Source organism: Chromobacterium sp. FG22, from assembly GCF_057809415.1.
Genome location: NZ_JBMDJX010000012.1, coordinates 119,388 through 145,907, shown reverse-complemented (window position 1 = coordinate 145,907; position 26,520 = coordinate 119,388). Strand labels below are relative to the sequence as shown.

Annotated in this window: 11 protein-coding genes; 8 read left to right on the top strand and 3 right to left on the bottom strand. The window is 64.0% G+C overall.

What is annotated here, in order from left to right:
- The first annotated feature begins 432 nt into the window (after positions 1-432).
- The 3 genes from yedE (at position 433) to ACODSD_RS13860 (ending at position 3,554) form a co-directional block, all read left to right on the top strand.
- Positions 433-1,644 carry a selenium metabolism membrane protein YedE/FdhT gene (gene yedE / locus ACODSD_RS13870; protein ID WP_227108292.1) on the top strand — a complete coding sequence of 404 codons (1,212 nt, stop codon included), beginning with the start codon at positions 433-435 and terminating at the stop codon, positions 1,642-1,644.
- The gene (gene yedF / locus ACODSD_RS13865; RefSeq protein WP_019100738.1) at positions 1,641-1,880 is read left to right on the top strand and encodes a sulfurtransferase-like selenium metabolism protein YedF; all 240 of its coding nucleotides are present in this window, start codon (positions 1,641-1,643) and stop codon (positions 1,878-1,880) included. Before yedE ends, yedF begins: the two co-directional genes overlap by 4 nt.
- Positions 1,881-2,018: 138 nt before the next feature.
- Positions 2,019-3,554 carry a DUF3472 domain-containing protein gene (locus ACODSD_RS13860; protein WP_488877616.1) on the top strand — a complete coding sequence of 512 codons (1,536 nt, stop codon included), beginning with the start codon at positions 2,019-2,021 and terminating at the stop codon, positions 3,552-3,554.
- A 163-nt stretch (positions 3,555-3,717) separates the two neighbouring features.
- On the opposite strand, the gene ACODSD_RS13855 is transcribed toward ACODSD_RS13860, so the two are convergent.
- On the bottom strand, positions 3,718-4,755 hold the full coding sequence (locus tag ACODSD_RS13855; RefSeq protein WP_488877615.1) for a patatin-like phospholipase family protein: 1,038 nt from the start codon (positions 4,753-4,755) through the stop codon (positions 3,718-3,720).
- 73 nt (positions 4,756-4,828) lie between these two features.
- Complete coding sequence (pbpC, locus tag ACODSD_RS13850) at positions 4,829-7,081, bottom strand: penicillin-binding protein 1C (RefSeq protein ID WP_488877614.1); 2,253 nt, start codon at positions 7,079-7,081, stop codon at positions 4,829-4,831.
- Positions 7,082-7,328: 247 nt separating this feature from the next.
- On the opposite strand from pbpC, the gene ACODSD_RS13845 reads away from it, so the two are divergent.
- Positions 7,329-7,856: an inclusion body family protein gene (locus ACODSD_RS13845; RefSeq protein WP_486637147.1), complete on the top strand. Its 528-nt coding sequence runs from the start codon at positions 7,329-7,331 to the stop codon at positions 7,854-7,856.
- Between the two features lie 78 nt (positions 7,857-7,934).
- On the top strand, positions 7,935-8,471 hold the full coding sequence (locus tag ACODSD_RS13840; protein WP_486637148.1) for a hypothetical protein: 537 nt from the start codon (positions 7,935-7,937) through the stop codon (positions 8,469-8,471).
- Positions 8,472-8,589: 118 nt separating this feature from the next.
- On the opposite strand, the gene ACODSD_RS13835 is transcribed toward ACODSD_RS13840, so the two are convergent.
- The gene (locus ACODSD_RS13835; RefSeq protein WP_488877613.1) at positions 8,590-14,271 is read right to left on the bottom strand and encodes an alpha-2-macroglobulin family protein; all 5,682 of its coding nucleotides are present in this window, start codon (positions 14,269-14,271) and stop codon (positions 8,590-8,592) included.
- Between the two features lie 353 nt (positions 14,272-14,624).
- On the opposite strand from ACODSD_RS13835, the gene ACODSD_RS13830 reads away from it, so the two are divergent.
- The 3 genes from ACODSD_RS13830 to ACODSD_RS13820 all read left to right on the top strand — a co-directional run bounded on the left by ACODSD_RS13830 (position 14,625) and on the right by ACODSD_RS13820 (position 26,300).
- A complete protein-coding gene (locus ACODSD_RS13830; protein WP_488877612.1) occupies positions 14,625-16,343 on the top strand; it encodes a ShlB/FhaC/HecB family hemolysin secretion/activation protein in 1,719 nt (572 codons plus the stop codon).
- Positions 16,344-16,410: 67 nt separating this feature from the next.
- Positions 16,411-26,034 carry a hemagglutinin repeat-containing protein gene (locus ACODSD_RS13825; protein WP_488877611.1) on the top strand — a complete coding sequence of 3,208 codons (9,624 nt, stop codon included), beginning with the start codon at positions 16,411-16,413 and terminating at the stop codon, positions 26,032-26,034.
- The gene (locus ACODSD_RS13820) at positions 26,034-26,300 is read left to right on the top strand and encodes a hypothetical protein (protein ID WP_488877610.1); all 267 of its coding nucleotides are present in this window, start codon (positions 26,034-26,036) and stop codon (positions 26,298-26,300) included. Before ACODSD_RS13825 ends, ACODSD_RS13820 begins: the two co-directional genes overlap by 1 nt.
- Positions 26,301-26,520 lie beyond the last annotated feature (220 nt).

Here is a 26,520-nt window from a genome sequence, read left to right as displayed (position 1 = left end):
TGAGCAGGCGCTGGTCCTGGTTGAAGGCGGAGGCGAAGCTGGCGAGCAGGGTGCTTAAGTCCATGGGTTCAGGGCTCTATCTGGCGAAGGTTTGCGAGCAAGCGTTCAGGCGCCGTAGCGGCGGCATCGTGGCTTACGCGATAGCTGTTGATAGTTATTGTTAAAAAGCGAGCTTATTCTATGTGTTTTTACTGCTCCGCACAAAGGCTTTGATGCCAAAGGGATTTGGTTTTAATCAGTACCAGCCGGCAAGCCCGATGCGCGTCCGCCGTGCCGCGTCAGATCAAGTCCGGCCGGCTTTGGGTTTGCCTGCGATAGGCGGCGGGTGAGACAATCCGGCGCTGACATGGTTCACGCACTGTTCTACAATGCCAACCGTATATTTTTGACCCTGCCCGCGGGCAGGTTTTTTTATTGGGAGACGTCTGAGCCATGACTTGGCAGGATTTCAAGACGCAATACCTGGTGCGCTTCTGGGCGCCGGTGCCGGCGGTGATCGCCGCCGGGGTGTTGTCCGCATATTATTTCGGCATTACCGGCACTTTCTGGGCGGTGACCGGGGAGTTCACGCGCTGGGGCGGCCACGCCTTGCAGCTGTTTGGCTTCCATCCGGAAACCTGGGGCTATTTCAAGGTGATCCATCTTGAGGGCACGCCGCTGGACCGTGTGGACGGCATGATGATCATAGGCATGTTCGCCGGCTGCCTGTCCGCAGCCTTGTGGGCCAACAACGTCAAGCTGCGCATGCCGCATCATCGCGTCCGCATTGCGCAGGCGGTGCTGGGCGGCCTGATCGCCGGCTTTGGCGCGCGGCTGGCCATGGGCTGCAATCTGGCGGCCTTCTTCACCGGCATTCCGCAGTTTTCCCTGCATGCCTGGCTGTTTGCGCTGGCCACCGCGGCCGGTTCCTGGTTGGGCGCGCGCGTGACCATGCTGCCGGTGTTCCGCATTCCGGTGAAGCTGCAGAAAGTCAGCGCGCCGCAGCCCTTGCAGCAGCGCGAGGACCAGGCGCGGCGTCGTTTCCGCCTGGGCATGCTGATTTTCGTCGCCTTCACGCTGTGGGCGCTGGCCCGCACCTTCTCCATGCCCAAGCTGGGACTGGCGGCCTTGTTCGGCCTGGCTTTCGGTCTGATCATCGAGCGCGCGCAAGTGTGCTTCACCTCGGCCTTCCGTGATCTGTGGCTGACCGGCCGCACCCAGATGGCCAAGGCCATCATCGCCGGCATGGCGGTGAGCGTGATCGGCGTGTACAGCTATGTGCAGCTGGGCGTGCCGCCCAAGATTCTGTGGGCCGGCCCCAATGCGGTGATAGGCGGGGTCTTGTTCGGCTTCGGCATCGTGCTGGCCGGCGGCTGCGAAACCGGCTGGATGTATCGCGCGGTGGAGGGCCAGGTGCATTACTGGTGGGTGGGGCTGGGCAATATCGTCGGCGCCACCTTGCTGGCGGCGTGGTGGGACGATATCGCGCCGGCGGTGGCCACTGATTACGCCAAGGTCAACCTGCTGGCGGTGTTTGGCCCGCAAGGCGGCCTGGTGCTCACTTACGCGATGTTGGCGCTGGCGATGCTGGCGGTGATGTGGTGGGAAAAACGCTTTTTCGCCAATAAGGCGCAGGCGGCTAGATTCAGCAAGGAGGCGGCATGAGCAAGCAGAGTTATACCCCAAATTACCGTTTGGACATGATGGGCGAGCCCTGCCCGTATCCGGCGGTGGCCACGCTGGAGGCGATGCCGCAGCTGCAGCCGGGCGAAATCCTGGAGGTGGTGACCGATTGCCCGCAGTCGATCAACAACATCCCGCTGGACGCCAAGAACCATGGCTACACCGTGCTGGAAATCCAGCAGGACGGCCCGACGATACGTTATCTGATCCAGCGTTGAGCCTGTGTAAATAGTGCCATTCCGCCGCAGGGGCGGAACCCGACGGCCTGTCGTTCACTCACTTATTAAGTGTTTTGGCGGCAGGCCGTTGTCGTATGCGGCCGGCCTTGGTTTCCCTTATTGAATAATGGTGTTGCCATGTACTCATTCAGCCGCGGTCTCGCCCGCTTGGCTCTTGTCTGTGTTCCCATTGCGCCGGCGCTGGCCGGCACCGGGTCCGCCCATCTCAACTATCCCAATGTGTCCGCCGACATCCTGATGATGACGGTGAAGGTGTTGAACACGCATCAGCACACTTATTACGAGACCCTGGGGTGGAACGGCGGCCGCGATGCCGGCGGCTATACCGGCATTCAGAGCCACAACAACGGCGCGCCGGCCTATATCTTTTCAATCTGGGACCCGGTGTCGGTGCACGGCGTGCCGATACGCGCGGTGTACGCCAAGCCCGGCGCCAAGGTGGAACGCTTTGGCGGCGAGGGCGAGGGGCTGAAGTATTTCGATTTGCAGACCAAGTGGACGCTGGGCCAGCCGGTAACGTCCCTGGTGCGCAATTGGCAGCAAAACGGCCACACTTACTTTGGCATGTGGACGCGGGATGCAGCCACGCGGATTTGGACCCATCACGCCACTTTCGATTTCCCGGCAGCCAATATCGACTTCGCCGCCCAGTCCGCCAACAGCTTCATCGAGAACTGGAGCGGCCAGGCCAAGGAGGTGACCCGCAGCGCCGAGTATTACGATGTCTGGGCGCGCGGCGCTCAGGGCTGGCAGGCGATCAATCGCGCCACGCCCACCGTCACGGAACTGACGCCGGCTCAGGCCAAGCAACACGCGGTGTCCGCGCAGGGCCGCTTTGTGATGCAGCAGGGCGCGCCGCTGGCCGGCTTCCAATCGCCGTTGATTTCCACCGCCCGGCGTCCGGCGGCGCCGGAAGCGGATCCGGCCAAGATCGATCAGTTGAACGCCGCTTACGACGCCGCCGCGCGCGCGGTGACGGCGAGCTGGCAAACCAGCCCCTATGGCGCGCCTCAGTTCAAATACCAGCTCAGCGTCAGCGACGCGGCCAGCGGCAAGATCCTGGCGCAGGGCGGCGAAATCGCCGGTGAGCGCCGTACGGCCAGCTTGAAGCTGCCGGCGGGAACGCCGACGCCGGCCAAGCTGCAAGTGAATCTGACCGTGACCGATGTGCTGGACCGCAGCGACGCGCGCGCCGGCAAGCTGATAGACAGCAGCGCCGTCGGGCCGCAGGCGGGCAAGTCTTACCGGCTGCAGTCCCTGAGCAGCGGGCTGTGGCTGACGGTCAAGGACAATAGCGCGTCCGCCGGCGCGGCCGTCGTTCAGCAGGCCGCCGCCGGGCAAAACCAGGTGTGGCAGCTGGCCGCCAGCGGCGGCGGCTATCAATTGATCGCCGCGCATTCCCGGCAGTGTCTGGACGTGGAGGGCGGCGCCAAGCAGGACGGCGGCAAGCTGATTCAGTGGCCGTGCAGCGGCCAGGCCAATCAGCGCTTCAGCCTGAAGGCGGACGGAGCCGGCGCGTACAGCCTGGCGGGCGCGCAGGCCGGCAAATGCCTGGACGTGGCCAATGCCTCGTCCCTGGCCGGCCAGCAACTGATTCAATGGAGCTGCCACGGCGGAGCGAATCAGCGCTGGCGTTTGCTGGCCGCGGAGTGAGCGTAGCCCGCGCCGTCAGGCGCGGGCGGCTGTTACGATCTGCTGCGCTGCGGCGATACGGCGTTGAAAACACCTTCGAAATGCTCATGTACCGCTTGACCATTCCGCTTTCTCAGCCGCAACGCCTTGTCTCGCTCTTGCTCGCGAGTCTTTGAGCCGCTTCTTAGCTTTCGCAGCTGGCGAGGAAGGCGCGGGTGGCGGCGGCGCCGGCCTGGAATAGCCGCTGATACTTGTCGTCGCCGGTCTTGATATTGAAGTCCGTGGCCAAGACGCCTTCGGTGGGGATATTGATGCTGCGCGCCTGATCCCGCGGCGAATACTGATAGTTCAGGTTTTGCGCTTGCCAGGCGCTCTGGGCGATGTTCTGGATGTGCTGGATCAGGTTGGCGTCCGATGACGGCTTGCCCGGCGGCGCGTCGAAACGGGCGCCGAAGGTTTTCTCCTCCTCCTCATCTTCTCCCTGCTTGGGCTTTGCTGGGTACTTGTCGTCGAAGAAGTTGATCGGGTAGTTCCAGATGGTGCCGCCGTCGACGAATACGCCGGCTGGCTGGCCGGGGTAGCTGAAGTTTTGCGCTTCGAAGAAGAAGGGGATGGACATGGAGATGCGCACCGCCTCGGCCACTTCCACGTCCGGCGTCAGCTCGGCGGAGAATATTCTGGCCTGATGGGCGTTGGCGTCGCAGCCTATCACGTGGAGCTGGCGAAAGGGCTGGTCGTTTTTGTGCAGCGCCGGCTTGGCGAAGTCGGCGAAGGTGTATTTTTTGTCCGGCCGGCCGTCCTTGAACTGGCTGGCGACCACGCCTTTCAGCCAGTGGTAGAAGTAGTCGCTGGAATACCAGCCTTTCTTGTTGAACAGGCGCAGCAGGCAGATGAAGTCTTCGAGCGAGATGTTTTTGGCGTGCGGCGGCAGGGCCAGCTGGGCCTGGAAGGCCTTGTGCGCGGCCTGCAGTTGCGGCGTGGCCGGATCAGCCGCTTTTTGCGGGATCTTGCTGTAGTCCAGGGAGTCGGACAGTTCCTGGGTCTTGGCCGCGCTGAGGCGGAAACTGATCAGCATGGAGGAGATGGCGCCGGCGGAGGCGCCGACCACGCGCTGGATCTGCGCCAGCGCGCCGGCCTGTTCCAGCTCCGCCAGCATGCCCAGGTAGGCGATGCCCCAGACGCCGCCTCCGGACAGCGCCAGGTTTTCGAATGAATATTTCATATGCCGCTCCTTGTCGTTGAAATGGGAATGACTCGCCATTTATGTGTACGGCATGGCGCGGCGTTTGCCGCTATTAGTTGACGCGGGGCCCGGGCTTGCCGGCCTTTCGGCCAGGTGCGGCCACCGCGCCGCGCACTTCGAAACGGATCTTTTCCACCACCAGGCCTTTGGCGTCACGCAGTTCCAAGGCGTGGCGGCCGGGCCAGGGGAACCAGGCCAGGCTGGCGCCGGCGCCCAGGCGCTTGCCGTTCAGCCACCATTGCGGGCGGGCCACGCCGCGCGCGCGCAATAACAGGCGCTGATTGGCCGGCGGAATATCCGGGTCCAGCGCGTAGACGCTGCCGTCCACCGGCGCGGCGATGCCCGGCGTCTGGCTGGCGGCGCTGCCGCGCTCCGGCACGATCAGCGCGCGTTCGGTGCCGGCCAGGAACCATTCGCGGCGGCTGGCTTCCACATCCCCTTCATAACGCACGTTCTGGCTCACCACGCCGGGCGGCGGAGTCGGCGGCAGGGAGGCCGGCGCGCCTTGCTGCGCACGGTCCAGCACCGCCTGCCACACCGGCGCCGCGCCGTGCATGCCGGACACGTCCCACATCGGCTCGCCGGCGGCGTTGCCCACCCATACCGCCACCGTGCGCTGGCGCGAGAAGCCCACCGCCCAGTTGTCGCGCATGTCCTTGCTGGTGCCGGTTTTCACTGCGCTCCAGTAACGGGTGGACAGCGCGCTTTCCAGGCCGAAGGTGCGCGCGCGCGCGGTGCGGTCGGACAGGATGTCGGCGATGATGAAGCTGCTGGCGGCGTCCAGCTGCCGCTGCGACTTGGGCTTGGGGTCCGCCAGCGTCCAGCGGGTCGGGCTGGCCAGGCCCTGGTTGGCCAGGGTGCGGTAGGCGTTGGCCAGCTCCAGCAGGCGGATGTCGGCGGCGCCCAGCGCCAGGCTGAAGCCGTAATAGTCGCCGTCCTGCTGCAGGCTGCTCAGGCCCAGCCGGTACAGGCGGTCGCGCAGCGCGTTGGGGCCCACCATTTCGATGGCGCGCACCGCCGGCACATTGAGGGAGGAGGCCAGCGCGGTGCGCGCCGACACCAGGCCCTTGAAGTCCTTGGCGTAGTTTTGCGGCGCGTACAAGCCGGCGCCGGTTTGCAGGCTTAGCGGGCTGTCGTCGAGCAGGGAGGCGGCGCTCAGGTAGCGTCGCTCCAGCGCCAGCTGATAGAGGAAGGGCTTGAGGGTGGAGCCGGCCTGGCGCAGCGAGGTGACGCCGTCCACTTCGGCGGCGTTGGACAGGCCGCGGCCGCTGGAGCCCACCCAGGCCAGGATGTCGCCGCTGGCGTTGTCCAAGACCACCAGCGCGCCGTCCTGCACATTGCGCTGGGCCAGCGCGGCCAGGTGGCGGCGCAGCACCGAGGCGGCGTAGCGCTGCAGGCCCAGGTCCAGCGTGGAGGCGATGCGGCTGCCGGCCGTCAAGGGCTGGCGCTGCAGCAGTTTTTGGGCGAAGTGGGGCGCGTCCTGCTCCGCTAGCGGATTGGCGGCGCGGCTCTGCGCCAGCGCCTGGCGGGTGCGCACCGCCAGCGCTGCGCAATTGGGCCGGCGGCGCATGTCCTGCAGGATGCGGCAGGCGCGGGCGGCCACTTTGTCCGGCGCGGCGTTGGGCGCGCGGATCAGCGCCACCGCGATGGCGGATTCTTCCAGATTGAGGCCGGCCGGCAGTTTGCCGAACAAGGTGGCGGACAAGGCGGACAGGCCCACCAGCTCGCCGCGGAAGCCGACCAGATTGAGGTAGGCCTCCAGGATCTGCGCCTTGCTCCAGTGGGTTTCCAGCCAGGCGGCGGACCAGCCCTGGCCCATCTTCTGCCACAGGCTGCGGCCGTTGCGGCCCACCTTGAGATCGTTATCCAGCAGGCCGGCCAGCTGCATGGTCAGCGTGGACGCGCCGCGGGTGCGGGTGTTCCACAGATTGCCCCAGGCCGCGGCGGCCACGCCGGACCAGTCCACGCCGCTGTGCTGATAGAAGCGCCGGTCCTCAGACACCACCAGCGCGTGGCGGAAGGCCGGCGAGGTATCGGCCAGGCCCGCCCAGTCCAGCCGCCGGCCTTGCTTGTCCACCCGCAGCCGCTGCAGCGGCTGGCCGTTGCGGTCCAGCACCACCACGTCCGAAGGCCGCCATTCCGCCTTGACCTGCTGAAAACTGGGCTGGGCCAGCGCCGGCGCGGCGGCGCCGCACAGAATCAGGGCGGCCAGCCACTGCCCCCCCTTTATGGAGGTTTGCTCCCAAAGGCAGGCTTGGCGTGGAGGTTTAGAGCGCAGCAGTCGAAGAGGGAGGATGCGCGTCATGTGCGAGACCGAGTTTGTGGCTGAGTGGATGGCATGAAAGTGGAGCATGCATTGCATGTGGTCTTTACGGTAATTGATTGTTGTTGTGATATTATGTAATAAAACATTTTAATCTGCAATTAAATATTTTGTATGCTGTTAATTAGGTATTTGCACTAGGTTCTATTCTCTTGATCCTGTTGTATCAATAAAAGGCCTTGGGGCGAAGCGGCCTCTCCTAATTAATGATCTACATGTGGAGGAAGGAATGAGCAATATTGTCAACATTGAAATGGTGTTCGATACGCAAACCATTCTCAACAAGTATCCTGGCCCAAGCCAAAACTCTGGCCAACCAACCGGCATCGCCCATCAGGACGTTTATATGGTGGCGGAGAGCCGCTTTGTAACAGGCGGACAAGCTTCCGCTGATTTGGCGGTGAAGGCCGAGGTGGATGACGTGATCCGGTGGCGCGCACTGTCTTTGTCTTCAAACGTCAGCCAAAGCGTTATCGTTTACAAAATTCAAAAATTCTCCGGCAGTCAGGTGACCTCCATCCCGGTTCCGACCGAGTCCAGACCTTGGGTGCCCATTCCCAATCAGAATGCGGACAAAGTGGTGGATCCGCTGAATTATACGGCGCAACAAATTCCAAACTACTATCTTGGGTGCAACGTAACGGATACGGGCACTGAAAATTATCAGGTTTGGTTCTATATCACCGAGCAAGTAAGCGGCAATCAAGTTAAAACACTTGGTTATTTCTATTGGGATCCCGTTATTCAGGTTTCTTGAACTATCAGATTTCATTGAAACCGAAGTGCCGGCAAACTGTTCAGCTTGCCGGCACTTCACCTATTGTAAGGATGCATTATGAATCCGGTTATCGACTTGACCCTGGCGCTGCAACCGGACGTGCCGCAAAACGTCTTGGGTCTGCAGGAGGATTCGCCCGCAGCGGTCAATGAAGGCGCGGTACGGGTTTTTTCCAGTCATACCCTAGTCGAGGAGCGTTTACAGAATGGTCTGCTCCTATTGTCTCTGCCCGATGCCAGGGTGGGGAATACGATACGCTGGTATGGCGCGAGCGCCTCTCCAAGTCAGGGGATGGGCATCATCCCCTATGCCGTTGACCGTGTCGGAGGGCAAGCAGCCACCTCGATCACCGCTCCATGCCTCTGCAAAAGAGGGCAGTTGCTGCCCGAGCAGGATGCCGCCACTTCCGAAATCAATATGGAGCGGCTCCATGCTGAAAAAGCATCGTTTTTTTACTGGGCTCATGATGTGACGGACTCTGGCCGAGAAGATTTCCGCATCACGCTCCATCTCTACGGCCGCCCCAAGTCTGACGGTTCCCATGGAGAAAGGCTGGGAACGCGCGTGCTCAGCGTGTCCATCGTCATTCCGTAAGCGGCGGCTGCCGGAGGCGGCGACCGCTGCCTTGAACGCAAGCGGTCGACGTGCGGGCATGAGGCATTGCCCGCTTGCGGCGCCCCTCTTTGACATTGGCCAAAGAGGGGGCGCCGGCTTAATTTTCCCCTTTTCCTACCTTGAACACCGAGTTGGGCAACATGCCGAACACGTCCGGCGCGTACAGCGCTTCCACCCGCGTCGGCGGCAGCTTGAAGGCGCCGGGGGTGTTCAGACGCATGGCGTAGCTGGCTTTCAGGCCGCCGCGCGGCACGTAGCCGTAGTAAGCGCGGTAGCCGGAGAAGCGGCGCTCTACGTAGTCGGCGGGGTCGCCGTCGTTGTCCGCCTTGGCGTTGATCGCGGAATCCCGACCCAGGCCGGAGCCCAGGATGGTGGCGCCGGCCGGGATCGGGTCGTTGACCACCACCCAGGTCATATCGCTTTGCGCCTGGATCTCCAGCGTGACCTTGACCACGTCGCCGGGCTGGTACTGGCCGCTGGTTTTCTGGCTGACCGGGCTCAGCGTTTTCTTGATGCTGTAGCCGGCGTAGCGCGGGGCTTTGAGCACGATGGCGGCCTCGGCCTGCACCGTGGCCCACGGCGCGCCGCCGCCGGCGTGCTTGAGCTGCAGGCTGCCGGCGCCCGCGGGCCAGGGCAGCAGGCCCAGCGCCTTGACGCCTTCCTGCGGCCAGCCCAGGTTCAGCTTGGCGCCGCCCAGCGCGGCGCTGGTCTGGCCGCTGACCGGCGTGGTTTCGAACTGACGCGAGAATTGCGCGACGGCCAGGCTGCCCCACAGATTGGAAGTGGTGGTGCCCCAATGGCCTTTTTGCTGACGCCCCAGCAGGCCGGTGAGCAGGCGCGGCATATCCGCCTGCCAGCCCGGCAGCTTGCGCACCGTCAGCAGCAGCTTGGCGGCGTTGACGTCGGCGCTGCCCATCAGCCACCAGGCGTTGTCGTTGGCCTCGGTGCTGAAGCCCATGCGCGTGCCCTGGTAGGTGAGCCGCGCGCGCAGCAGGTTTTCCGCCTCGCTCAGCCGCGCGGCGCGCTGCGGGATGTCCGCTGCGCGGTTCAGCAGCGCCAGCCAGTCCACCAGCATGGCGGTGCTCATCTTCTGCGGGTTGAGGTCCAGCACGTCCAGCATGGCCGGGCGGAAGCGGCCGTAGCGCGCCAGCGCTTCCATTGCGCTCAGGCGGCGGGCGTCTGCGTCCTGGCGGCCCAGCGGCAGATCGCGCTTGATCCGGCCCTCGACGAAGGCGGACAGGCCGTCCAGCAGCCGCGCGCGCTGGGCTTCGGGGATGGCGACGCCGGCTTCGTGGGCGGCGGCCAGCAGATAGCCGCTGAGGATGTCGCTGCCGCGATCCGGCGCGCCTTCGGCCAGCGGGAAGTAGGCGGCGAGGCCGCTGCCGTCCAGATACAGCGGCAGTTCGCTCATCAGCTGATCCCAGCGCTTGGCGTCGGCCAGACCCAGCGCCACCGAGCTGCGCTGTTCCAGGCAGACATAGGGGTAGTCCTGGAACCAGCGGCGCACGCCGGGCAGTTCATTGCCCAGCTTGGCCTGCAGGCTGACGCGGATGCCGCCGCGGCCGGGCAGGGCGCCTGGCGGCAAGGCGACGGGGATGCTCAGTTCCGGCTCCACGCGTTGCAGCGTGGCCTGCTCCACTGTGATGGGCACCGCCGGCTCGATTTCCTGGCGCACCGCCAGCTTGTCGGCGGCCTTGCCGTCCACTTGCTGAGCGCTGAAGCTCCATTTCAGTTCCTTGACGTCGTTGGGCACCGTCACCGGCCAGCTCAAGAGCCGCGCCTCGCCCACCGGCAGGCTGATCTCCTGCGGCGGCAAGTCCGGCAGGCCGGGCGCGCCGGCCTGGACCTTGACCTTGAGCGGCTTGTCGCCGCCGTTACGCACGGTGACGCCGGCGCTGAACTGGTCGCCTTCGCGCGCCAGCGGCGGGATGCCGGAGCTCAGTTGTAGGTCCTGGGTGACGTTGAAGCCGGCTTCGCCGGTGCCGAACAGATCATTGCCCGCGTCGGCCACCGCCACCAGGCGGAAGCGGGTCAGCGCGTCGTTGATAGGCACTTTGACGCGGGCGCTGCCGTTGGCGTCCAGCACCACGCGCGGCTGCCACAGCAGCAGGGTGTCCAGCAGTTCACGGGTGGGCGCCTTGCCGCCGCCGCCGCCCGGCGGCAGCGATTTGCGGCCGTAATGGCGCTTGCCCACCACTTCCAGTTGGGCGGTGGCGGTTTCCACGCCGTAGCTGTGGCGCTGGTACATCGCCTGCATCAGCTCCCAGCTGCGGTTGGGCTGCAATTCCAGCAGCGCCTCGTCCACCGCGGCGAAGGCTACTTCGGTCCCGGCCGGCGCCGGCTTGCCGCCGGGCAGTTTGACCTGGATGCTCACGTCGGCGGTTTCACGGATACCGTAGCTCTTGCGCGCCGGGCTCACAGTCACGTCCAGCCGCTTGGCGGCGTCGCCCACCTGGATTTCGGCGATGCCGTATTTAAAGGCCGGCCGCGACAGATCCACCATGCTGGTGGGCGGGGTGTAGTCGCCGCCTTCGTTCCAGTAGGCGTCCCACCACTCGCTCGGGGTTTTCCAGCCCCAGGTGAAGAAGGAGTACCACGGCACTTCGCGCACGCGGCCGCGCACCGCCAGCACCGAGACGTAGACGTTAGGGGTCCAGCCCGGCTCGACCTTGAGCTCGATCACCGGGTTCTTGCCTTCCAGCTCCACCACTCGGGTTTCGATCACGCCTTCGCGCTCTATCGCCAGCCAGGCTGTGGCTTTGCGGAAGGGCATGCGCACTTGGAAGCGGGCGGTTTCGCCGGGGGCGTAGCTGATTTTTTCCGGCAGGATGTCGATGCGGTCGTTGTTGTCCACGTCGAACCACAGCTCGTCGTGCTTGCTGACCCAGACCGATTGCGCGCTTTGCGCCAGATTGCCGTTGTCGTCGGCGGCTTCGGCGATCAGCTCCATGTCGCCGGCGTCCTTGAGGTTGATTTCGCAGAACATCAGGCCGCGGCCGTCGGTGCCGCCGCTGCACACCTTGCCCTTGTCGTCGGTTTCCTCGTTGTGGTCCCAGGCGTAGAAGCCACCCACCAGCCGCTTGCGGCTGGACAGGTAGCGGTGTTCGCGCAGGCTGATCTTGACGTTCTTGCCGGCCAGCGGCTTGCCGGCGGTGTCCAGCACCACGGCCTTGAGCTGCAGTGCGCGGCCGGCGGTGATCCAGCTGTCCACGCTGATGCCCACTTGCAGGCCGGCAGGCCACAGCGGAATGCGGCGGGTCAGGGTTTGCACTTCGCCGTTGGGGTCGCGGTAGGCGGCTTCGGTGACCAGGTCGTAGCGGCGGTCCAATTTGGGCAGCTTGTCCAGCGTGGCCTTACCGTTGCCGTTGGCGTCCAGTTGCAGCGCGGACTTGTCCAGCAGCACCTTGCCGTCCAGCGAGGATTCGGCCTGATCGCGCTGACGCTGCGGCGGCGAGAAGCTGTAAGCCTCATAGCCCTTGATGCGCTGATAGGCGTCGGCCAGCATGGCGCTGACTTCCACCGGCCAGCCCTTGGCCGGGCCGCCGTTGCCCCAGGACAGGGACACATTGAGCGGCAGCTGCTTGGGGGCGATGCCGGCGTTCTTCACCGTGGAGATGCGGCCGGTCATGGTGGGCAGGCGGAATTCCTCCACCCGGAAACCACCGCTGCGCAGCGAGTAGCCGTCCAGCTCCGGGCTGGACGGTTTGTCCTTGTCGTCCGGACCGCGCGCGCCCTTGCGTTCCAGGTAGAGCGTGTATTCGCCCAGCTTGGCTTCCTTGGGCAGCGCGTAGCTGCTCTCCGCGTAGCGGCCGTTGCGCCAGCTCAGCGGCAGGCTGATTTCGTCGCCGCTGCCGTCGTGGACGATGCGCAATTGCTGAGGCAGCTGGCCGGGCTTGAGCTGGGCCAGACCGCGGCTGACCTGGGTGCGCAGCAGATGCTTCATCGACACGGTTTCGCCGGCGCGGAACAAGGCGCGGTCCAGAATGGTGTGGGCCAGGATGTTGGGGCTGTCGCTCCACTGGGTGGGGAAGGGGAAGCGCCAGGATTCGATGCCGCGGTTCCAGCTGGAGCGGACGAAGGACACGTCGTCGTTGCCCTTGGCGTCTTTGGCGGCGGCGGTGATGAAGAGGCCGGACAGCTCCTCGTTGTCGCACTCGCCGGCCGGCAGCACGGATTTGACCGCGGCCACGCCTTTGGTGTCGGTCTTGCCGGACCACAGCGCATTGCCCTTGCAATCGTAGATGTTGACGCGGGCGGCCGGCACCGGCTTGCCCTTGTCCAGCGTGGTCACCCACACCGCCGCGTTTTCCTTGGAGCTTTTGAAGTGCACCGCCATATTGGTGACCAGCGCGGCCGTGCGCACATACATGGGCTTGGTGCTGGCCAGCAGGGATTTGCCCAGCAGCCGCGACGACACTTCCACCACGTAGAGGCCGGGCTTGGGCAGGGGAATGCCCACCACTTCGAACGGCCATTTGCCTTGCTTGTCCGGCTGGCTGGGCAGCTTCAGCGGCTGGGCGGCTGGCTCCTTGGCCAGCAGCGACAGGCGACGGCTTTCTATGGTCTTGTCCTTGCCGGCGGGCAGGGCGCTCTCGTGATAGCGCAGCACCTTGGCCAGCCAGGTCATCATGTCCTGGTCTTTGTTCAGCCGCAGCGCCTGGCCGCCCAATTGCACGGATTTGATGTTGAGATCGCCCTCCACCCCGCGCAGGGTGATGGGCAGCGCCGCGTCCGCGCCGGACTCTATGATGCCGAACGGCGCGGCGGCGAATTTGGCCAGCGGGGGATAGTCGGCCAGCTTGATGGCCAGCGGGAAGCGCTCGGCGTTGACCAGCGGCCGGCCCACCTCGTCGCCAAAGTCCTTGGGCAGCTTCAGAGTCAGCGTTTCCAAGGGCGGGAACGGCGGCGCGAAGCTGATGCTGTCCACCGGCTCGCCCTTGCCGCGTGCTTCCACCTGGGGCGCGCGTTCGGCGCCGGCGCCGCTCAGGCGCACCGCCATCGCCAGTTTTTCCGGCACCGGCGAACTGAAGTTGAGGGTGATGGGCTTGAACGGGATGCAAGCGCCTTTAGCGTTCTCGCGCAGGCAGCTCATGCTGGCGGTAAACGGCGGCCGCACCTGGTAGTTGAGCCGGTCCGGTGCGGCCGCGCCACGCAGATGCACCAGGGTGAGCTTGCTGTCCGGCGCCAGGCGCTGGCCGCAGCGCAGCGTCAGCACCTTGGCGGATTGTTGTTCCAGTTTCAGATGCTTGAGCAGCGCCGCGCGCTCGCCGGCCGGCAGGGGCTGGACCGGGATGCGCTCCGGCAGGCTGGAGGATTGGCAATACAAGGACGAGGCCGGCACGCCGACGCCGTTGAATTGGAGCACGAAGACCTGGTCTTCCTCGATGCGGCCGTTGCGCGGCCAGCGTTCCACCACTACCGGCGCGCCGGTGTAGAAACGGAAGCTCAGGCCGGCGTCCACGGCCTTGCCCTGTAGGTCCTTGAGGCCGGGCTTGGGCGTGAAGCGGCAGTCGGTATTGGCGGCCGGGGTTTCCGACACGTCCAGCACCCAGGTCTTGTCGTCCACCCAATGGCCCTTGGCTTTCAGGCCGCAGCTCCAGGCGAACGGCGCCGGCGCGGCGCTATTGCCCAGCGGAATCATGCTGCTGTTGAAAGTGACGCGCACCTGCTGCACTTCTTTGACTTCGCCCTGGGGGCTGAAGGTGGTGACGCCGGCGGCAAGAGCGGCGGCGCCGACGAAACCCAAAAGCGCGGGCGCAAGGCGGAATGGCAAAGACATGGACGAGGCTCCGGAAAATACCATCGCAATTATACGCGGCTGGAGCGGCGGCAAGGAAAGAGATGTAAGCGCTAGATGTAAAAAAGACCGGCGACGGCCGGCCCTTTTGATCATGGGTGGAGCGGGTTTGAAGGAGTTTCAGATTTTCGTGATTTTCACTTTCCGGCCAAGCCGGCTGGGAGGGTGGGGTGAGACACGGCGATAATGGTTTTTATTTGATATTTCTAATGAAAACAAAATGTTTTGAATGCCTGGCGTGAAGATTCACATCCGCGAATTACGTAGTTATACGGATGGGCTGGAGTGGCGTTTGTCATAGAATCGCCCACTTTCAAGAAAAAACGCATTCTTAAGTGTCGCACTTTCAATTAAAGCCGGTGGCCTGCCTGTGCAAGCGGCTAACCGGGGCCTTGCTCGCATCGCTAAGCGCGCTCTGCCTGGCCGCGCCGGCCTGGGCAAAACTGCCGGCGGAGTTGCCGTCCCCTGACCAACAGCTGATTTTGCAACAAGAACGCGAACGGACACTGCAAGAGCAAGCGCAGCCGGCGGCGCCCGATGTGCGCTTGCCGCGCCAGGCCGATGCGCTGGCGGACTATCCCATTGGCGAAGTTCCATGCTTCGTCATCCGCGAGCTTAGGCTGGAGGGTGAACTGTCCGAGCGTTTCCGGTGGGCGCTGGCCGCCGCCGACGCCGCCGGCCGCTGTCTGGGCGCGCAAGGGGTGAACCTGGCGATGAAGCGGGTGCAGAACGCCTTGATCGCGCAGGGCTACGTCACCACCCGGGTGCTGGTCAAGCCTCAGGACTTGAAGCCGGGCGTGTTGACGTTGACGCTGATCCCCGGCCGCATTCATGCGATCCGCTTCGCCGAGCCCGCCTCGCGGCGCGCGCGCTGGTTCAACGCGCTGCCGGCGCGGCCGGGCGACGTGCTCAATCTGCGCGATATCGAGCAGGCGCTGGAAAACTTCAAACGAGTGCCGACGGCGGACGCCGACATCCAGATCGAACCGGCCGGCGCCGACGGCGAAAGCGACCTGGTGATCGTCTGGAAAGAAACCTTGCCCATCCGCCTGTCCTTGAGCCTGGACGACGGCGGCAGCGACGCCACCGGCCGCTACCAGGGCAGCGCCACCTTGTCGTTGGACAATCTGCTCACCGTCAATGATCTGTTCTATTACAGTCAGGGCAAGGATTTGTTCCAGCATGACCCGCTGGGCTCCAAAAGCCGCTCGCTGCATTACTCGCTGCCCCTGGGTTATTGGCAGCTGGGCCTGACCCTCAACGATTACCGCTACCACCAGACCATAGCCGGCGCCAACGAGAAATACCTATACCGAGGCGACAGCGAGAACAGCCAGCTAAGCCTGTCGCGAGTGGTGTATCGCAGCCAGGCGCACAAGACCACGCTCAGCCTGCGCGCCTACCAGCGCAAATCGCGCAACTTCGTCGAAGACACGGAAATCCGCCTGCAGCATCGGCAGACCGCCGGCTGGGAACTGGGGCTGAACCAGCGTTCTTATCTGGGCGACGCCACCTTGGACGCCGGCCTCAACTGGCGGCGCGGCACCGGCATGCTGGGCGCCTTGCCCGCGCCGGAGGAAGAAACGGGCAACGGCGGCTCTCGGGCCAGCATCGTGACCGCGGACCTGAGCTATACCCAGCCGCTGCAAATCGGCGCGCAAAAGCTGCGGCTCAACAGCCAATGGCGCGGGCAGTGGAGCAAGGGCGCGCTAGTGCCGCAGGACCGCTTCGCCATTGGCGGACGCTACACCGTGCGCGGCTTCGACGGTGATCTGAGCCTGTCCAGCGAGCGCGGCTGGCTGTGGCGCAACGAGCTGTCCTGGGCAATGGGCCCCAGCGGGCAGGAGCTGTATCTGGGCCTGGACCTGGGGCGCGTCGGCGGCGCCGCAAGCAGCCAGCTGATAGGCCGGCAGCTGGCCGGCGGCGCAGTCGGCATGCGCGGCAGCCTGTTCAAGCGTCTGTCCTACGACATGTTCACCGGCTGGCCTATCCAGAAACCCGTCGGCTTCCAGACCGGCGCCGCCTCGGGCTTCAGCCTGAACCTGCAATTTTGATCTTTGAATTCGGGGCCGGTGGCAACGCTTTGCGTTGACGGCCTCGTCCTTGTCGAGAGTTTTGGTCATGAACCGTCTTTGTTACCGTCTGATTTTCAACCGCGCGCGGGGCCTGATCATGGCCGTCGCCGAGATCGTCAAGCCGATGGGCGCGGGCGGCGGCCGCTCCGCCAAGCCCGCGGCGGCAAGCCGGCGCTTGGGCGTGACCCTGCGCAGCATCGTCTGGGCCAGCTGGTGCGCGCTGGCCGGAGCGTCCGCGCTGGCCGGCGGCATCGTGGCGGACCCGAATGCGCCCACGGCCCAGCGCCCCAGCGTGATCAATACCGCCAACGGTCTGCCGCAAGTGAACATCCAGGCGCCCAGCGCCGCCGGGGTGTCGCGCAACCAGTACCGCCAGTTCGACGTCGACAAGGGCGGCGCCATTCTCAACAACAGCGGCACCAGCGTGCAGACCCAACTGGGCGGGTGGATCCAGGGCAACCCCAACCTCAATCCGGCCGCGCCGGCGCGGGTGATCCTCAACGAGGTCAACAGCGCCAATCCCAGCCAGCTGCGCGGCTTCCTGGAAGTGGCCGGCGGCCGCGCCCAGGTCATTGTGGCCAACCCTTCCGGCATTCTCTGCGACGGCTGCGGCACCATTAACGCCGGGCGCATGACCCTGACCACCGGCCGCCCGGAGCTGAATCCGGACGGCAGCCTGGCGGGCTACCGCGTGGAAAGCGGAGTCATCCGCATTGAGGGCGCCGGCATGCAGGCCGGCAGCACCGAGTACGCAGACCTGATGGCGCGGGCGGTGGACGTGCAGGCCGGCATCTGGGCGCCGCAGCTGAGCGTCAGCGCCGGCCGCAACCGCATCAGCGCAGATCATCAAAACGTTCAGCCCCTGGCGGCGGACAGCGCCGGACGGCCCGGCTTCGCCATCGACGTGGCGCAACTGGGCGGCATGTATGCCGGCAAGATCCGCTTGTTGGCCACCGAGGCCGGCGTCGGCGTGCGCAGCAGCGGACAACTGAGCGGCGGCGAGCAACTGAAGCTGGACAGCGCCGGCCAACTGACTCTGAACGGCCGCCAAAACGGCGGCGATATCCAATACCATGCCGCCGGCGACATCGAACACGGCGGCGCCAGCTACAGCCGCGGCAAGCTGGAGTTGAGCGGCGACGCCGCCTTGAGTCAGAGCGGCACCGTGGCGGCGGCCGGCGATGTGAAAGTCAGCGCGCGCGACATCATCGCCAATGGCGATTTCGCCGCCGGTAGCGACGACAAGGGGCAAGTGGGCACGACAGGCGCGCTGAGCCTGAAAGCCGGCGACAGCCTGCAACTGAGCGGCCACGCGCTGGCTGGCTCCAGCCTGGACCTCAACGCGGCGGCGATCAAGGCCGCCGACGCCAAACTGCGCGCCAATGATAGCGTGACGCTGACGGCGGAGAACGGGCTGGGCCTCAGCCGCGCCAGCTTGAACACCGGCCGCTTGGTGATCCAGGCCGGCGGGCAGATCGACAGCGACGCGGCCAAGCTTCAAGCCGGTCAATGGCGGGCCAGCGCCGCCGCGCTCAACAACCTGGGCGGCGTTTGGGAACAGATAGGCCAGGGCAGCGGCGACTTCCGCATTGGCCAGTTGCTGGATAACCGCGGCGGCCGCATCGAGGCCGACAGCCTGGCGTTGAGCATTGGCCGGCTGGACAACGGCGGCGGCAAATTGCTGGCCTTGGGCGACACGGCGCAGTCCTGGAGCGTGTGGCAAGATCTGAGCAATCAGGGAGGCTTGATCGGCGGCAACGGAAACCTGAGTTTGAACGTCGGCAGCCTGGACAATGCCGGCGGCGCCGTGCAAAGCGCCATCGCTTTAACGCTGACCACGGAGCGGGAACTGGACAACCGCGGCGGCGCGCTGCTGTCTGGCGCCGCTTTGAAACTGGACACGGCGCAGCTGGACAATAGCCGAGGGGGGCGGATAGACGGCGGCGGGCCGCTGACGCTCAAGGCGACAGGCAAGTTGAACAACCAGGCCGGCGCCATCCACGGCGGCGCGGACGTTGGCCTGCAAGCGGGCGAGATTGACAACGCCGGCGGCAAGGTGGAGAGCGAAAGCGCGTTGACCCTTCGTTCCGATGGCGGGCTGGACAACAGCGCGGGCAAGTTGCTGAGCAACCGGGACCAGAAGATAGAGGCCGCGAGCCTCAATAACGGCGGCGGCGAGATCAGCAGCCGACAAGCGCTGACGCTGCGAGCGGGCGTCTTGGGCAATCAGGACGGCGGCATCGTCAGCTTGGGAGACGGAGATATCCAACTGGCCGCGCTCGACAATAGCGGCGGCAAGCTGCAAAGCGGCGGCGCTCTGGCCGTGCGGGTCCAAGGCGAACTAGGCAACCGGGAAGGCCGCATCAGCGCTCAGCGCGCGATGCGGCTGGACGCCGGCGCGCTGAACAATCGGCAAGGCACCCTGGCGGGCGGCGAGCGCATCACCGTGCTGGCGGGCCAGATGGACAATCAAGGCGGCGCGGCGGCCAGCCAGCACGGCCTGACGCTGACGCTGGGCGGGCTTAACAACCAGGGCGGCCAGATCCAGACCTTGGGCGATCTGGCGCTGGACGCCAGCGGCCTGCTGGACAATCAGGACGGCAAGCTGGTGGCGGACCAGGGCCAGCGCTTGCGCGCCGGCGAGCTGGACAACCGGCGCGGCCAGATCAGCAGCGGAATGGATCTGACGGTGGACGGCGGCCAACTGAGCAACCAGCAAGGCAAGCTGATCAGCCGCGGCGACGCTTATTACCAACTGGCGGGGCTGCATAACGAGGAAGGCGAACTGCAGAGCGGCGGCGCGACGCGGTTGACCATCAGCGACGCGCTGGACAACAAGCAAGGCAAGATCGTGGCGGACCAGGGGCTTGCGCTGCAAGCCGCCTCCGTGGACAACGCCGGCGGCCTGCTAAACAGCCGCGGCGCGCTGGAACTCAAGGCCGGTACGCTGAGCAACCGCTACGGCAGCCTGCTGAGCCTGGGCGACGTCAGCCTGGGACTGAGCAGTTTCGACAACCAATACGGCCAGATCCAAACCACCGGCGCGCTGGAGGCGGAACTGAGCGGTCAGATCGACAACCGCCAGGGCAAGCTGATCTCCAATCGCAATCAGAAGCTGAGCGCCAGCCGGCTCCACAACGAGGGCGGCGCGGTGAACAGCGGCCAGGCGCTGAGCCTGACCGCCGGGCAATTGGGCAACCAGGGCGGCAAAATGGCGGGGCAAAGCGGCCTCAGCCTGGACTTGCAGCAGGACTACGTCTTCCGCGACGGCGAGACGCTGTCTAGCCAGGGGACGCTGAGTTTCCGCACCAGCGGCAGCCTGCGCAACGAAAGCCAGTGGGCCAGCGCCGGCAACGTCAGCCTGCAAGCGGCCAGTTTCAGCAACGCCGCGGGCGCCAAGCTGGCCGCCAGCGGCCGCCTGGACATCAATAGCGCCGGTCAGGCGGTCAACCAGGGCCGGCTGGACGCGGAACAACTGACGCTGAACGCAGCGGCGCTGGACAACAGCGGCATGATCAGCGGCCGCGACGTTACGGTGAACGGCGGCGTCATCGACAACCACGGCGGCCAGGCGGTGCTGGCCGCCACCCGCAGCCTGAGCCTCAACGCCGGCACCCGCCTGAGCAATCGCGACAGCGGCTACATCTACAGCGGCGGCGCTTTGAGTCTGAGCAGCGGCGACCTGATCGAAAACATCTCCACCGCGATAGAAGCCGAAGGCGATATTGCCATCCGCGCCGGCCGGTTCAATAACCAGCGCACCCACGTTAATATCCAGCGCGCGGCGGAAAGCGAGAACTATAGCTGGTACAAGTACAACTACTACTTTGATGTGTTTGAACGGGTGGGCGGCTGGGATTGGTCCGCGGTGACCAAATCCCTGCCCGTCAACGACACGGAAGCGGCCAAAACGCGATACGGCACCATCCTGCAAGTGAATGAAGCCAAGAAGCAGGCCCTGGTTCGCTTCCAGGGCACTCAGGAACGCTGGGTCAATTACAACGCCATCAAGAAGAACGACAGCGGCGGCTACGACATGACCTTCTACCAAGGTTACAGCTGCTTCCAAGGGGCCGCCTGTCCCTATGAGCACACGGTGTGGCGCGAAGTATGGTCCGGCAGCAACGAACAATGGAACCCGGCCATTCATATCAATCCGCTGGAGCTGGATTTTGTCGACCCCGGCAACAAGTTCAACTTGCGCAGCCGTTCCGCCAGCGGCACCAAGACCCGGGACAAGCTGATCTCAGTCGGCGAAGTGGCCAGCCTGAGCGCCGGCGGCAATATGACGGTGAACGTCAGCGGGCAATTGCTGAACGACGCCAGCCGCATCGCCGCCAACGGCGCCGTCACCATCAACGGGGCGGACAATGGCGGAGGCGACGCGCGCGTGATCAACCGCGCTTACTCCGTCAACGAGCGCACCCAGGAAACCGGAACGGACCACTACGACCGCAACACGCGGCACTGGTACCCCACATACACCCAGGACAAAACGGTGGCCTTGCAGACCATAGACGCCACCATTGCCGGTCATCAGGGCGTCAGCGTGCGCGCGCCCAGCATTGAAAACATCACCGTCAATCCGGCCCAGATCAGCGTGGCGGAAGCGGCCAAGGCCGCCGCGGAAGCGGAACCGGCGCGCTGGGACCAGCAAGACGTGGCAGCGGCCGCGGGCTCCGCCGCGGCCGGCTCGAAAGCCGGTCCGCTCAAAGGCGGCGCAGGCCAGCCTGGCCTGTTGGACCGCCTGCCCAACAACCAGCTGTTCCAGCAAAAACCCAGCCCCACGGCCTCCTATCTGATCGAAACCGATAGTCGCTTCACCCAGTACAACAACTTCATCAGCAGCGACTACATGCTGAAGCAGTTGAACTACGATCCGGTGGGCGCGCACAAGCGCCTGGGCGACGGCTATTACGAGCAAAAGCTGGTGCGCGACCAGATCCTGGCGCTGACCGGCCGCCCGTCTCTGCGCGGAGAGGACGCCACCGAACAATTCAAGACGCTGATGAACCAGGGCGTCAACGTGGCCAAGGACTTCCGGCTGACCACCGGCGTGGCGCTGACCCCGGCGCAAATCGCCGCTTTGCAGCAAGACATCGTCTGGATGGTCAGCGAAACCGTCAACACCGCCAACGGCCCGCAAACCGTATTGGTGCCCACCGTCTATCTGGCGCACAACACCGTGAGCCTCACCGGCGACGGCGCGGTGATTGCCGGCAAAGACCTCAGCCTGTCCGCCGCCAGCCTGAGCAATAGCGGCAAGCTGCAGGCGGACCAAAGCCTGGTGGCCAAGGCGGAGGTTCTGAGCAATACCGGAGGCCTGATCCAGGCTGACACCGTCAAGCTGTTGGCGGACAGCCTGAGGCTGGACACCAATCTGCAAAACGCCGCCCGGCAGGCCGCCGTCAGCGGGCGGGACGTCAGCCTGAGCGGCGCGGACATCGTTTTGAAGGGCGCCAAGGTGGACGCCTCGGAACAGCTGACGCTCAGCGCCAGCAACAACTTGACCTTGGGCGCCGCGCGCAGCCGCAAGGAAGGCAGCGTGGATCTGATCGCCGGCAGCATGGGCAACCGCGACGCCACGTTGGGCGCCGACGTGGGCGGCAGCGGCGTCGCCACCGTCAGCGGCGTGTGGGAAACCGCGCAGGGCAGCAGCCTGCAATCCGGCGGCAAGCTCAACCTGAGCGCGGGCAAGGATCTGACGTTGACCGGCTCCAGCGCCCAGGCCAAGGGTCAGCTCAATGTCAGCGCCGGCAACAAGCTTACGGTGCAGGCGGATAAAACCACCAACAACACCAAGCTCACCGCCGATAGCGCCAGCTCTCGCGTGGAGGCGCGCTATCAGGCTGATACGCTGATTGCCAGCCAGCTCAGCGGCGGAGCCGGCGTGGTCGCCGTGGCCGGCCAGGAACTGAGCGTGCAAGGCAGCCGAGTCGCCAGCGATCAGGGCCAGGTGTTGTTGTCCGGCACCCAAGTGGACATCGGCGCGACGGAGCGCCATGTGGAAATCGACGATTACGAAAATAATCACATCGGCCAGACCCGCAGCCAACGCCAGCAAGCCATTCGCGACACGCAAGCGCAGGGCAGCCAAATCAGCGGCCAGCAAGGCGTCACCATCCAGGCGCGCAAGACGGACCTCACCGTGCAGGGCAGCGAACTCGCCAGCAACAACGGCGACCTCAAGCTCAGCGCCGCGCGGGATATCCGCGTGGGCGCGGCGGAAGAAAGCCACAGCTTCCAGGAGCAAGCCGCCAGCACTCGCAAAAACCTGGCCAACATCAAGCAAAGCCTCAGCCAGACCGACGAACGGCAAACGCTGGCCAAGGGCAGCAGCTTGTCCGGCGAAAGCATCAGCCTGCAAGCCGGGCAGGATCTGACCGTGGCCGGCAGCAGCGTGGCCGCCACTCATGACGTGGACCTGGTCGCCGGCCGCGACGTCAACGTCACCACAGCGGAAAACCGCCAGTACCAGCAGCACGACGAAAGCGTTAAACGATCCGGCCTGCTGGGCAGCGGCGGCATCGGCTTCACCATCGGCAGCCAGAAACAGCGAGACCAGGTGGGCGAAACCAGCGTCAGTCAAACCAACAGCACGGTGGGCAGCGTGCTGGGCAAGGTCAATATCGACGCCGGCCGCAATGCGCTGATCAAGGGCTCCGACCTGGTTGCCGGCGGCGACATCGACGTGCAAGCGCAGAACATTCGCGTGGAAGACGTGGCCAACCGCTATCAGCGCGACGAGAAGCACGAAGCCAGCAAGAGCGGCCTCACCGTGGCGCTGTCCGGCGTGGTGGGCGCCGCCGCCAACACCGCCGTGCAGCAGGCGCAGGACAGCAAAAAAGCCAGCGGCCGCCTGGCCGCGTTGCAAGGCGTTCAGGCCGGTTTATCAGGCTACCAGGCTTATCAGGCCTACCAGCAGGAAGCGATGAAACCAGCGGCGGAACAAAGCTTTGTCGGCATCAGCTTGTCCGTGGGCAACCAGCAAAGCCAATCCCACAGCCAGCGCCAGCAGAGCCAGAGCCAGGGCAGCCAGCTCACCGCCGGCGGCAACCTCAGTTTGACCGCCACCGGCAGCGGGGCCAAAGACGCCCAGGGCCAGGCGCAGGATGGCGACATCAGCGTCACCGGCGGCCGTCTCAAGGCCGGCAAAGACCTGATGCTGGACGCCGCGCGGGATCTGCAACTGCAAGCCGGCCGCAATGAAGACTCTCAAAGCGGCGGCAACAAGAGCAGCGGCTGGAACGCCGGTTTCAGCATCGGCGTTGGCCAGGGGGCCGGCATCTCCATCTTCGCCAACGCCAACAAGGGCCGGGGCAAGGAAGAGGGCCAGGGCAGCCGCTGGAACGAAACCGTGCTCAGCGCCGGCGATACCCTGAGCCTGCAAAGTGGCCGCGACGCGAGCCTGACCGGCGCCAGCGCCAGCGGCAAAACCGTGGTGGCGGACATAGGGCGGAACCTGACGTTGCAGAGTCTGCAAGATCAGGACCGTTACCACAGCGAGCAGAGCAACGCTTCCGCCGGCGCCAGCTTCACCTTCGGCAGCATGAACGGCAGCGCCTCCATCAGCATCAGCCGTCAAAAGGCCAATAGCGACTTCGTCAGCGTGCAGGAGCAAACCGGCCTCTACGCCGGCCAGGGCGGTTTCGACGTCAAGGTGGGCCGCCACACCCAGTTGGACGGCGCGGTGATCGCCAGCACCGCCAAGGCGGACAAAAACACGCTGGATACCGGCACGCTGGGCTTCAGCAATCAGCACAACCAGGCGGATTTCAAGGTGGAGAGCCAAAGCTTCGGCATCAGCAGCGGCGGCAACATCACCGACTCGCTGAAAGGCACGCTGATGAGCCAGGGCGCCAGCAGCGTGCTGGGTGGAGGCAACAGCAGCGGCCATGCCGAATCCACCACCTACGCCGCGGTCAGCGAAGGCGCGATCAAGGTCCGCGACCAGGACACGCAACAACAAGACCTGAAAGACCTGAGCCGCGACGCCGAACACGCCGCCAACGGCCTGAGCCCGATCTTCGATAAGGAGAAGGAGCTCAACCGCTTGCAGGAAGCGCAGCTGGTAGGCCAGATCGGCGCGCAAGCCACCCAGATCGTCGCCACAGAGATGATGATGAAGGAAAACGAGAAGGTTCGGCGCAATCCCGAGTACGCGAAAAGCGATACATATAAAGAAATGCAAGCGAAGTGGGGTACTGGCAGCGACTTCCAAAGGGCCGCGCAAGCCGCTACCGCCGCGCTGCAAGGCTTGGCCGGCGGCAATGTGCAAGCCGCCATCAGCGGCGCCGCCGCGCCTTACCTGGCCGGCGTGGTCAAGGACATGACCGACGGCAACAAAGAAGCCAATGTGATGGCGCACGCCTTGCTGGGCGCGGCGCTGGCGCAGATGAAGGGCGAAAGCGCGGCAGCGGGTGCTGCGGGTGCTGGTGCATCGCCGTTGGTGGCGGAATACCTGCAAAAAACCTTGTATCCAAATGCAGATAGTCTGAGCGAAGATCAAAAGCAGACTATTTCAGCGTTGACCACGATGGCGGGTAGCCTGGCGGGTTCGTTGGCGGGGGGCAATAGCGCTGGGGCGTTGACCGGTGCGCAGGCGGCTAAGAACGAGGTGGAGAATAACTACCTGGCAGCGGATCAGATCACTCGCTTAGCGTCTAAGGTCAAAGATTGTCGTTTGCATCGAGATGAAAGCTGCATTAAACAAGCAGTACAGGCCGCCGTTAAGCTATCGGACGCAAACTCCAATGCAATGCGCTCAGAGTCTTGCAGAAACGATCGAGCATGTCTTGATCGTCATATGAAGAAGATTGAGCAAGCGGCTGGTGTGTATCAGCAGATCGTGGGCTTGGCTCAAGGGGGGGTAGATACCGCAGGCTTGGCATTTGGGAATAGTGCGACTCCCTCGCTGACGGATACCCGCTATTATTATGATCAGATTCGCCTGAATCCCGAGCTGCAGACGCCGTTTGAAAAGCAGTTCTATGCAATGAGCGCCAATAATAGAGCCGGCTTTGAAACGCTGATCTTTGGTAAGCCATTGAATGAAAAGGAACGGTTCGCTCTGCTGACGGGGGCGGCAGGCAACCCAGTACAGGGAGTCCTGGCGGATGCCGCCGCCAACTATGCTAAAGAGGCAGGAATTTCTCCGCAGCAGTTAGCATTGCTGAGTGTTGTGGTTGGGACAATTAAGGGGGCTAGGCCTAGTGATCCTAGTCTAGTGGTTGATGGGGATGTAAAAAAATTACCAGCTTTGAGGGTAGGTAAAGTGGTAACCGAGCCATATGCCAAGCCTGATGCTAACGAGTTAATAGCTGCGAATGGTTTCTCAAAGCTAGGCTATGATGTGACTCATAAGGCTACAGCATCTGACAAGGGAGTTCAGGGTGTTAAAACTCAAGATTTGTGGGTTGATGGGATAGGTAAAGTAGATGTGTATACTCCTACTGTTGTTACACCTAAATCAATACTAAGAATGATTGAAAAGAAAAATCTACAAACAAATGCGATTATTATTCAGGTGAATTTAGCTCCAAAAGAAATTCAAGAGATTGTTGCGAGGGCATGGGGAAAATCTAGCACTGAAAACATAAGTAAACTGTTTTTTCAAAATAAAGAGGGGCACATCATTAGATTTGATCGGCCCATAAAGAGGATTGAGTGATGCCAAAATTTGGATGTAAGTGTGGTTGTGTCATGAATTTATCTACGGGATGGGAGTCGTATGAACTTGCCTTGATTCCTGAGAAAAATATTGAGGAAATTTCGTGCCTATTGGAAAGTAACGAGGCTTTAGATGTTGATGGTTTTTTTGAAAGAATTGACAAAGATAGAGTAGGTGTTCTGAGGTGCCCTCAGTGCGAGAGGTTGTGGCTGGAGGCTGAGGGTGGGGTGTATCAGTCCTATGTTAAAGAAGTGGAGTCGCGCTAGCGTGTTGTGATTTGGCTATGTGCAGGCTGTAAACTAGAAGAGTGATGTCCGAATAGCTATGCTAGTGGAGAGCACAAAAAATTTCTAGGCTAGATGTGGCGATCCACCCCTAGTGGAACTGTACTTGTTCCTGACTCAGGGATAAAGCGGTGGTGCTGTTGATGTGTTTACAGATGCGTCAGGTGCCAAATTTCCGGGAGCAGTGGCAGTTGGGCCGACA